Source organism: Bacillus sp. FSL M8-0277, from assembly GCF_037975305.1.
Lineage (GTDB): Bacteria > Bacillota > Bacilli > Bacillales > Bacillaceae > Bacillus > Bacillus pumilus.
Genome location: NZ_CP150255.1, coordinates 869,636 through 880,592, shown reverse-complemented (window position 1 = coordinate 880,592; position 10,957 = coordinate 869,636). Strand labels below are relative to the sequence as shown.

8 protein-coding genes are annotated in these 10,957 nt (G+C 38.9%); 1 reads left to right on the top strand and 7 read right to left on the bottom strand.

The genetic code is table 11. The features are described from left to right. Window positions 1-628 precede the first annotated feature (628 nt). Window positions 629-2,137, top strand: a complete 1,509-nt coding sequence (locus tag MKZ05_RS04165) for a helix-turn-helix domain-containing protein (RefSeq protein ID WP_212046495.1) — start codon at window positions 629-631, stop codon at window positions 2,135-2,137. A 53-nt stretch (window positions 2,138-2,190) separates the two neighbouring features. Here MKZ05_RS04165 and MKZ05_RS04160 read toward each other — a convergent pair whose 3' ends face one another. From MKZ05_RS04160 to MKZ05_RS04130, 7 genes are all read right to left on the bottom strand, one after another. Continuing rightward, entirely contained in the window at window positions 2,191-2,472 is a 282-nt protein-coding gene (locus tag MKZ05_RS04160; RefSeq protein ID WP_003217864.1) for a hypothetical protein, read from the bottom strand. A gap of 313 nt (window positions 2,473-2,785) precedes the next feature. Next, window positions 2,786-4,078: a hypothetical protein gene (locus tag MKZ05_RS04155; RefSeq protein ID WP_339161521.1), complete on the bottom strand. Its 1,293-nt coding sequence runs from the start codon at window positions 4,076-4,078 to the stop codon at window positions 2,786-2,788. 17 nt (window positions 4,079-4,095) lie between these two features. Continuing rightward, a complete protein-coding gene (locus MKZ05_RS04150) occupies window positions 4,096-4,662 on the bottom strand; it encodes a hypothetical protein (protein WP_113386856.1) in 567 nt (188 codons plus the stop codon). A 170-nt stretch (window positions 4,663-4,832) separates the two neighbouring features. Further along, complete coding sequence (gene thrS, locus MKZ05_RS04145; protein WP_251191487.1) at window positions 4,833-6,755, bottom strand: threonine--tRNA ligase; 1,923 nt, start codon at window positions 6,753-6,755, stop codon at window positions 4,833-4,835. 599 nt (window positions 6,756-7,354) lie between these two features. Next, entirely contained in the window at window positions 7,355-8,539 is a 1,185-nt protein-coding gene (locus MKZ05_RS04140) for a DUF1835 domain-containing protein (protein ID WP_339161518.1), read from the bottom strand. Between the two features lie 238 nt (window positions 8,540-8,777). Next, entirely contained in the window at window positions 8,778-9,608 is an 831-nt protein-coding gene (locus MKZ05_RS04135; RefSeq protein ID WP_113386855.1) for a DNA alkylation repair protein, read from the bottom strand. Window positions 9,609-9,744: 136 nt separating this feature from the next. Further along, window positions 9,745-10,932, bottom strand: coding sequence for an MFS transporter (locus tag MKZ05_RS04130; protein WP_339161515.1), 1,188 nt, complete (start codon window positions 10,930-10,932; stop codon window positions 9,745-9,747). Window positions 10,933-10,957: the final 25 nt, after the last annotated feature.

Here is a 10,957-nt window from a genome sequence, read left to right as displayed (position 1 = left end):
TTTTCTAAAAATTTGCACCTTAAGACCCTATGAATAAAATGAGTTGATCAATCATGAGCTTGAAAGGGAATCATGAGTAGTGGATATAATAACTGGGTAGGGGTCTATAGAAATGGGGAATAGTGAAAGAGATCATGAAAGAATAAAAGTGAATTTTTCTATTTATACTGGAATGAACAATAAATTATGTGTACATGCATATATAAGCATGTATTCACATATGGTTCGTTCATATGAAACAAGCATGTGTCATATCGTATGTAAGGTGAGACAGTTCAGCATTATATAAATCGCATTCCTTTCTACTCCCTTTCATATGGTAATCAAAAAGTTGCTGCGTTTTATTCTTACATTTACCGTTTCAACAGCAAAAAAATAAACGAAATATCTAAAATGATCCATTTTTATAGGATTCATGGCTTACTTACCACTTTATAAATGAAAAATATGGAGAATCAGGGCATAACATTTGTTTTCGTCTAATTTTTTTCTCTTTTATCATGAAAAGTGAAGACAAAACGATTTAGCCTAAACATTACAATCATTTCATGCCTATTTTGAGAATCAAATGTTCTTTAAGTGAACTTCATAATATAGAGGCAAGCCAAAGGAAGGAGTTAGTTGTTTGATGGAGCTCATTGATAATAAATCAAAGAGATGGATAAACATTTTAAAACTACTTGTATCCAAAAATAAGTGGTGGAGCCTTCAAGAGATATCGAATGAACATATCGGTTCGGTTCGTGCCATTCAAAGCGATTTAGAACAAATGAAATCGTTCAAAACAGAGAACGGTGAGCCGTTAATCCACATAAAGCCGAGACAAGGCATATCCATTTGTTATACACAGACGATACGAGTGGACTACTATATCAAGGAAATTTTAAAAGATACGATTGAAATTCGATTGATTGACGGCATTTTTTTCGAACAAAACAGGTCTTTCTATGAATGGATGGACACGCTTAATATCAGTAGATCCACATTGTATAACACCATTCATAAAATCAATTCCATTCTTATCTCTTATGACATTGAGTTACGCCCAGATAGTATGCAGTTCCATGGAAATGAGAAGGAGATTCGTCAATTCTTTGTTGAATTTTTGTTTGAAGTGTATGGAAGCCGGCTTTGGCCATTCGATGATATTCATAAGCAAGATGCAGTTGATTTACTACAGGAGCTATTTCAGGTGCTAGAAGTCAATGTGCCAGATGTGGCGATAGATAAATACTGCCTATGGTTCGCCGTTTCCATTCACCGAATGAGGAAAAATTTCACAATAAGCCGTAAATATACGTACTCAATGAAAGAGGAAAAACAAACTTCTGTAGCCAAAGGGATCTATGATCAAATCCAAACATGGGAAGAGCATATTTGCCGAATGACCAAAGACGTATTTGATGTGACGCTGGATCATCATGAATTTGTCTTTTTGCTATTGATCGAACCAGCTATTGGACACTTTAAATCAATTGAAACTGTCGAAGAAAAATTGACGTTCTTCCAATCACATACACCACGACTTTATGATGCCATTCATTCATTTATCAACCAATTGGAGTCGATTTTTCATCAAGAAATAGCGAATCGCAAGGTGATGACACTCGTTCTTCTCCAATATTATGTGTATTCCAATGAAATTACCGTGAGAGATGGATTCCTTTTCAAAAAGAAATCGAGCTATTTATCAGAGGTGAAAAAACAGTTTCCTTATTTCTATTCGAGGATTACTCATATCATCCAAGAGTTAAAAACAGACGATATCCTCGGTCCTTTTGTGAAAAATGAACGGGAATTGATTCGTATGATTACGTCGTCCTGGAGAGGGCTTGTTCAATTGGAAATGGAACGGAGAAACGTGTTGAACATATTTGTTATTTCAACATTAGGCTATTATCATAGTTTGTTTATTGCGGATTTAATTAAATTAAGCGTACCTCCTCTCATTCACATTTTTACAAGTCCAGAGAATACATTAAATGATGTCACGATGGAGGAACTTGGGATCGATATGATTGTGACCGATACCGAGCTGCCTCTTCAATTCGGACAATCTACGCTGCTGATCAGCTCTTTTCCAACAAAGAAAGAATTGGACAACTTGCACTCAAGATTGGTTGATATGACAGGCTAATGTTCATCAAAAAAAGCTGCTGAGGAGCTCTCAAGCAGCTTTTTGCTTCTGTATTAATGAAGCACTATTTGTTCATTCATCAAATCAATGGCATAAAGTGATTGCTCATATTCATCTAATAGAAGGTATACTTTGAGCGGTGCAGCGGTTTGATCTGTCTGCTGCGTGAATAGGACACAAGTGAATTTTTCGATCCCCTCTGGCAGCTTGCTTTTCAGAAAAGGATGAAGAATAGGAGAGATTCGAAGGGTATCAACATCTTTTAGCCAAAGTTCATCTTGTAACGCAGGATAATGGTCAACCAAAAACTGACGAAACACTTCCAATGTACTCAAGGTAGACATCCTCACTTTCTTCTATCATGGCTTCAAGCTTACCTAAATCAAACATGTTCAAAGTCATCCTATGATATCAGCCCACCAAATGTCGTATACTACTAGAGACACGATTTCATTTTTTTCAAAAAGCATTGTAGATCAACTTTACTGTCATGAGTATTTCATATGTATGATGTCTACTAATATTCCAACCGATGGACCTATGATCATATTCTTATCTGTTTCTTTCGTGATGAAACGACAACTTCCTGCTACAAAATTCCAAATTTCTTCAAAAAATTGGTGCAATGAGACAAAAAAGAACAGCTTCTCACTGTTCTTTCAAAGAAAACACTTCGCCGCTCTCTGCATCAACACCAACATGGCAATCGAGCTTTCCGCATAGAACATATTGTTTTTGCGCTTCGTCATAGACGTAAATAGGTGTAAGTTCAAGAAGTTCTCTCAATTTTTCAAAGGCTTCTGTCTGAGATACAGAAATATCACTTGCCGCTTGAGAGGGGCTGAGTATCCCGCACACTTGAAACATTTCTTTTTTATCTATGTAATTAACGGCTTCAAACGAGCTGGCGTCAATGAAGACCTTGATCTTGTCCATAAACCCACTGCCTTCTTGCCCGTTCGTTTTTAATATCGCATGGATGTATCCATGCTCACGATGGAGTGTTTTCAGAACCCACTTCCCTGTATCCTTTGGATATTTTTGCGCCAAGAAGGTTCGGACTGCTTTGATACACTCAGCTTGCTCTTCTTTTAATATCGGGAAGGTATCTGGTGACGGTTCCAATGAGAAAGCTTGTTCAGCTGAAATGTTCTCATGAATGTTCATTTCCTTTTTTTCAAAAGCATTGTTTATCGGTTCATTCCACTCAATGACCTCATTCATGTGTATACAATGCGTTTCTTCACGCCCGAGTTCAAACGGAAGCGTTCCTGTTCCATCGTTCTTCACATAAATTTCTTCTAACGCATAAATAGATCGGATTCGGTTGTGCTCGAAGGAAGGCCATTGAAACAGCTGTACTTGCTGCTCAGCTAAGTTCTTCTCCAGCTTATCAAGGGAAAGCGCATATTCCTCAGCTTTCAGTAATGTTTTGGCTAAAAATGGGCCGTGGTGTGTAAAGTACATGAGCTGTCCATGTTCATTCCATTTCACTTCGATTCTGCCTGATGGCGTCACTTTCACACCATCTATTGCTTCTTCGAAAGAAAGTTCCCCTTTCTCCTTCTGATGCATATGAAAATGCTCATCATAGATCAACCCTGTTTCTTGTTCGATCCATTGAATGACATGAGCTGGATAAGGTCTCTTAAACGTGACACCCTGCTGCGCATAGGTTTTGTCCATGACAAAAATAACCGATTCGATCTGTCCTGTATTCAAATTCACTTCAATGACAGCTGTGCCGTCTGGGTTGATATCGTCGTCCTCAGGTTCAGCTTCATGAGAGGGGAACCATTCCATATTCAATGTATAAATCGTTTCATTGAACATGTTGACGTAACGATGAAAGCTGTGTCTTTTTAGATTATAAAGATCTAAGCCAAATTTCGCCTTTGTCTGATCAATCAATTGTTGTATGTTTGCATTCAATGGTTTCACCTCTAAATAATGATGTTTTATGGAAGAAGAAAAATGACGATAAAGATAGAGATGATGATTGCCATCAATAACCCTAAAGCAATTCCCATCATGTTAGACTCTTTTGTATAGCCTGTTAATTCTCCTTCAGTCGATCGATCGATTTTTCTAAAGCGAAAAAGCATGCTTATATTGATAGAGGCTAGAACGATTAAAAACAATAAAATGGTCAATACAGGCTCGATGTCACTAAATGGATTCATTACATTTTGAAAACTAAATGATTGAAAAAACATAATGCCACTCAATACGACTTTCCAAACATTCTCTGAAAATTTTTCTTTCTCCCATTCTTTTCCTAATTTCTCTTTTTCATAAATAGCTACCTGCTCAAAAATAGGTATGAAAAACTTTGTTTTTCCTTTTTTGATAAAGCCGATAATGCCTTGGAGAAGCATTAAAATTCCTAAACACAAAAAGAAATGTGTAAGTTGGATATTAAAGATTTGAATCACCATAAAAAAAGCGATGATCATAAGTCCGAATATCAAATTAGAGACACCTATTTGTTTTGTCCTCATCTTTTTCAGTGCAGCTTGTTCCATGTAATACTCCTCTCCGTTTCAAAGGTTTCTGTTGAACGCTCTATCTTTATTACGATTTCACTGAAAAAATGTTTCAATATTTTCCCTTTCTACTGTCAATTCGGCTTTTTTCGCAAATGAAAAGACGCCCATCATTCGAACGTCTTATTCTTCTTCAAGAAATCATCACATCATATTTGGGCAACTGTTCTGTTTTTTATTTGTTGAGCTGCCAGATATTTAAAGTCATCAATAGAGAGCTGTCTAGATGTCTTTTCTCGATGCTGTCTGATATTCAGTGTTTTTTCTTGCATTTCTGTATCACCAATGACAGCGATATAAGGGATTTTTTGCATTTGTGCTTCTCTCATTTTATAGCCGAGTTTTTCATCCCGTTCATCGATTGTGACTCTGATTCCGATCTTTCTTAATTGCTGCTGCACCTCAAGGCAATGATCAAGGTGAATCTTTGAGACAGGAATGATTTGTACTTGCACTGGTGCCAGCCATAACGGGAAGGCACCTGCAAAATGCTCGATGAGAATCCCAAAGAAACGATCTAGAGAACCAAAAATGGCACTGTGAATGACAACTGGTCGTACCTTTTCATTCTTTTCATTGATATATGTTAAATCAAATTTCTCAGGCATTTGAAAATCTAGCTGAATTGTGGCGCACTGATGGCTCCGCTGCAAGGCATCTTTTATATGAAAATCGATCTTCGGTCCATAAAATGCCCCATCTCCTTCATTTAGCTGGTAATCGACCTTTAGCCGATCAAGCACATTCTTTAGCGCTGATTCAGAGATATCCCAAATGGCATCATCCCCTAACGCTTTTTCTGGACGAGTGGATAGTTCCACAGAGTACTCAAACCCAAATGTCCGATACACATGATCAACTAATTGGAAAATCCGTTTGATTTCAGCTTCAATTTGATCTTCTCTCAAAAAAATATGGGCATCATCTTGGCAAAAAGTTCTGACCCTGAACAATCCATTTAATGCTCCGCTAAATTCATGACGATGCACCTGACCGAACTCAGCCATTCTGATCGGAAGGTCTCTGTATGAATATAAGTTATTTTTAAACATGAGCATATGCCCTGGACAATTCATCGGTTTTAAAGCAAAGCTTGTATGATCTACTTCTGAGAAATACATATTTTCATGATAATGATCCCAGTGACCTGACTTTTCCCATAGCTCTTGGTTCATCATAAACGGTGTGCTCACTTCTTCATATTGCGCTTTGTTTCGCACTTCTCTTGAAAAGGCCATTAATTCATTTCTCACAATCTGACCTTTTGGTAAATAAAACGGCATACCTGGCGCTTCTTCCGAAAACGTGAACAGAGATAATTGTTTCCCTAATTTCCGGTGATCACGTTTGCTTGCTTCTTCCATGAAATGAAGATACTCAGCTAGATGTTTTGGATGTTGAAACGCTACACCATACACTCGCTGCAATACATCTTGATGACTATCACCCCGCCAATAAGCCCCTGCAACACGTGTTAGCTTAAATGACTTTACGAACCCAGTAGAAGGTAAATGAGGCCCGCGGCATAAGTCGATAAATTCACCCTGCTGATACACTGTGATGGCTTCTTCAGATGGGAGTCGTTTTAAAATATCAAGCTTATATGGATCATGTGCAAACAACGATTCAGCTTCTTTGTAAGTGACCTCTTTTCTTTGGATGAGATGATTCTCGTTTATGATCTTTTCCATCTCTTTTTCAATTGTAGCCAAATCCTCTACACTTAATGTTTGATTCAGCTTCATATCATAGTAAAATCCATTTTCGATAACAGGTCCGATTCCAAGTGTGACATTGTCGAATAACCTTTTCACAGCTTGGGCTAATACGTGTGCCGATGTATGGCGCAGTACTTCAAGCCCTTCTTTTGAATCGAGTGTGACAATAGACAGCCGAGCATCACTTTCCAGCTGATGACTTACATCGACCATTTGTTCATTGATCTTTCCTGCCACTGCTTTCTTCCTTAAGCTCGGGCTAATATAGGAGGCAACATCTGCGACAGTCGTACCTGCAGAGAACCCCTTTATCTTTCCATCTGGAAATTGAATCTTCACCATGTTTTCTCTCATGACTGACACACCTTTCTTTTTTAAAAATAAAAAAACACACCCATCCCGCATAAAGGGACGAATGTGTAATCCGTGGTTCCACCCAAATTCCCATAACGCATATTCGCTTTATGGCTCTGGTGCCGTAACGTGGCATAGTCGGTATTGGATACTTCAATTTTCCCCAATACAGCTCAAAGGTGGTAAGACAACTTTTCTGCGTTAGGAAGATTTCAGCGTGACTTCCCTCTCTGGTAACCGATAAAAGTGGCTCATGTCCTTTTCAAAGCAATGATAATCGTTGAGAGAACAAAAAAACACACCCATCCCTCATAAAGGGACGAATGTGTAATCCGTGGTTCCACCCAAATTCCCATAACGCGTATTCGCTTTATGGCTCTGGTGCCGTAACGTGGCGTAGACGATATTGGATACTATGATTTCCCCAATACAGCTCAAAGGTGGTAAGACAATTTTCTGCGCTAGGAAGATTTCAGCGTGACTTCCCTCTCTGGTAACCAGTAAAAATGGCTCATGTCCTTTTCTTCGCTTTTAATTTCTCCATATCTTACATGAAGGTGATGGATCATGTAAAGCTTTATTTTTTTGCATTTCATTCTTTAAATGATATGTTGCGTGTATTTACTTGGGCTGTATTCAATTTTAAACGCGGGAGATAGGGCTCGTTTCACTTCTTCAGTGATACGCTCTCCTCCTTGATTGAATTTCTTTTCCATGTCTGCGCCATTTGGCAGCAAATCATCTGTCTCTTCGTCAAACCAGCGGCCATACTGTATAGCCCAATTCCAAATCTTCGAGAAAAGGGTATCGCTTATTGGTACATCGTCTCTTTCTAAATGACATTGACAATGCCCACAATGAAAAGGTTCACCACCGTAATATCCTTCAATTTTCACAAAAGGATGATCCTCAAATTCTCGACAGCACACCCATTTTTTAAAGTGCTGACCGAAGTCTGTCAATTTAATTGAGTAATAACGCATGGAAGTGCGCCTTCCTATCATGTCAAAAATTCCTTGATCAATTAATGTCTTGAGTCGATGCTCAATAAAATCATCACCGATATACTGTTCTAAATGACCGAGGACTTCCCCAATTAAACGTGGAGTTTTGATGTACTCCTCTTCGGGATCTGACTGATGAAGCCGCTTAGCCATTTTCACTAAATAAGCATCAAATTCATCTTCTGGTACACTGATCGTTTGTCCTTTTTGCCATATCCTCAGGGTATGGTTTTCTTTAGCAAATGATAGCCATTCGTTTTGTAAATTCTCTCTTTCTTCTTTTGACACTGCATGAATATGCTCTTTACATCTGTACAAAACCTTCAATTTTTCAGTTGTGATTTCCCCGGCATGTCGAATATCCATTCGTCTTGTATTTGTATTGAACAGCTGATCAAATGCAGTCGTTGTATTGATGAGAGACAATTCAATGTTTTTCTCTTTTAATAAATAGATGGCATATCGCAAACCAATTTGCTCATGGGCATTATTGCCTGTCCAGATGAGGATACTCGTACCATCTTTTATATCTTTTATTTGCTGAAAAATTCTATGCTGATTGGTGATCATGTCATCAAAATAGCCATATTCATTTGACATCACGTGACGAAGCCACTCTATACGTTTCTCCTGTCCTTCTTGTTCATGCAAATGCAGAAGGGGTCCAATCGAATAAATGTCATCAAAGGCGATGATCTCATTTACTTGGTCTTGCTTCATTTCGCGCAATGCTTGTTTTAAACTACCGGCAGCTGCTGCTCCAAATACGATATGTATCATCAGTCGTCTCCCTTTATCTTACAGTTTACTTCATCTTCACCTATTCATGGTTCCCTCGTCAATTCTATTGAGTCAATTTCATTCAAAAGTATGACAATGAGAGGTTAAGATATATATAGAATGCAGAATTGAAGAGACTATATCCCATGAAATGGGGCAATCTGTTTACTGAGCTCGCTTTAAAACTTTCTCTCTGAATGATTGATAGAATCCCCCTTCATTTAGTTCAAATTCTTATTCACAAATTCCCCTTCACAATCGTTCTCTTGGCTTTCTTAACAATTCTGCTAGTTGCTTTTGTGTCAGAATTCTTTGACCACTGGTCGCACAGGTTTGTTACCCAATTTGGTTGTGTTTTACTTGCGTCATTGAGCCAGTTTCCTACAGAATCTTGAACATATATGGATGGATCGGATTTGAGTAAATTTAGAATAGGCAGTGCCCTCTCTGGCTCTTGTTTTAATAACTCAATATGCTTTGTCCATACCCCTCTCGGACGGAGCGACTCTACAGAGAACCGGCGAATATTTTCATCCTCGCTTTTTGCCCATTCTGTTAAATGCTCTATACTTTGATCGAGCTGAAGACTTAGACTTTCTCTCACTGACATCCACGCAATTTCTCGAACACCAAAATGATGATCAGCTGCAAATGGCTGAATGTACGCAAGTTTCTCTTCCAGTGTTGATAAACTCTGTTTGTTCATATAAGCAGCCCAACAGCGAACGCTATCAGATATGTGGTGAGCAAATGCCAGCAGCACTTCCGCTTGTTTTTCTTCATTCTCTTCATGTAGCACGTCATCTAACAATTGACCAATGAGCCGAATGGCTTTCATTCCTGATTCAGCTTTTTGTTTAGTGATCTCAGATGATACATCGTCTAAACGATGCTCTAAACCAACGGACGGCAAAACATGCTGTATTAGCGTCATATGATTGACAGCCAGCCATTCAGTTAAATTCACACTTTCAATCTCTCCCTGATTCAAAAGGATCAAGACGTCATGAGGGATATCAGTCCCCTTTCGAGCGCCTTTTCGATTGATCATTTCCTCACTTATTGGCATTCTATATTCTCTCCTTGTCTACGGCTTGGATATTGACTCCTATTGTAGCAAATAAACAACTTCACTGGTGCATTCTTCAAATCAAAAAGGAACTACCCGAAATAAGTAGTTCCTTTCATACAACATTGAATGTAAGTTAGCTTCCTTGCTCGATCACCTTCAAACTCTTGCATTGAGAAAATCGGTCAAACGCTACCATTAGAATGGTCATGAGTAGAGCGAGAAAAACCGTGCCAGCACTGATCCAGCTTAGGTTTAATATAGATGTTTCGCTTAGCACAATCCCTCCTACACCAGAGCCTAAGGCAAATCCGAATTGAATAAATGATGTATTGACACTTAATGCGATATCAGGAGATTTTGGTACAAGTGTGACAAGATATAGCTGCTGAGCTGGTGATGTGCTCCATGTAGCGATCATCCATATCATGATGACAGCCACCATGAACACGAGATTACCTGTGACAAATGATAGCAGCAAGAGCATGATGATTTGCAAAATGATTCCTGAGAAAATCGTGAATATTGGGCCTTTTTTATCTGCCGCCATCCCTCCAAGGCTGGAGCCCAAAAAGCTGCATATTCCTGCTAGTAACAAAATGCCACTGATTTCTGTGATGCTAAGATTTGCTGATGCTTGCAGAAAGGGCGTTAAATAGGTAAACAACGTGGAATATCCACCTACATAGAATAGCGTCACTGCCACCGCCAGTAATATTCGCTTGTCTTTTAAAATCGATAACTGCATACGAAGCGTCACCGGTTCTTGTTCTTTCATAGAGGGGATTCGCCTATACACAACAATCAGCGGAATAAGCGTGATCAATCCAATGGCTGCGAATAATGCTTTCCATCCGATCATACTGCTTAGAAATGTCCCGATTGGAACGCCTAAAACCAAGGAGCTGCTGAGTCCCATTAAAATGATACCAATAGCTGTTCCTCTTTTTTCACGTTCTACAAGACGAGTCGCAACAGCCATTGCCACCACAATAGCCGTTCCCCCACTGATTCCTTGTAAAATCCTTGTCATCATCACCATTTCAAACGAATGGCTGACACTTGTGATGACATTACTTAAAATAAAAATAATTAACATCCATGACAGTATTTTTTTGCGGTCTATATTGATGGTCAGTGCAATGACAATCGGTGCGCCGATTGCCGCTGAGAGCGCTAAAGACGTGACCAATAATCCAGCGGCAGACGTCGTGACATGTAAATCATCTGCGACCATCTGGATAATGCCTGTAATGATATATTCGATTGTTCCGATTAAAAAGGCTGCTAATGCAAGTAAATAGACAACGGTTTTATTTTTCATCGTGACGTTTCTCCTTTGGGCACTG

Excerpts from the sequence above, each read along its gene's own strand:
- MKZ05_RS04135 (WP_113386855.1), bottom strand. The coding sequence starts at position 9,608 with ATGCCAATAAGTGAGGAAATGATCAATCGAAAAGGCGCTCGAAAGGGG.
- MKZ05_RS04130 (WP_339161515.1), bottom strand. The coding sequence starts at position 10,932 with ATGAAAAATAAAACCGTTGTCTATTTACTTGCATTAGCAGCCTTTTTA.
- MKZ05_RS04140 (WP_339161518.1), bottom strand. The coding sequence starts at position 8,539 with ATGATACATATCGTATTTGGAGCAGCAGCTGCCGGTAGTTTAAAACAA.
- thrS (WP_251191487.1), bottom strand. The coding sequence starts at position 6,755 with ATGAGAGAAAACATGGTGAAGATTCAATTTCCAGATGGAAAGATAAAG.
- MKZ05_RS04150 (WP_113386856.1), bottom strand. The coding sequence starts at position 4,662 with ATGGAACAAGCTGCACTGAAAAAGATGAGGACAAAACAAATAGGTGTC.
- MKZ05_RS04165 (WP_212046495.1), top strand. The coding sequence starts at position 629 with ATGGAGCTCATTGATAATAAATCAAAGAGATGGATAAACATTTTAAAA.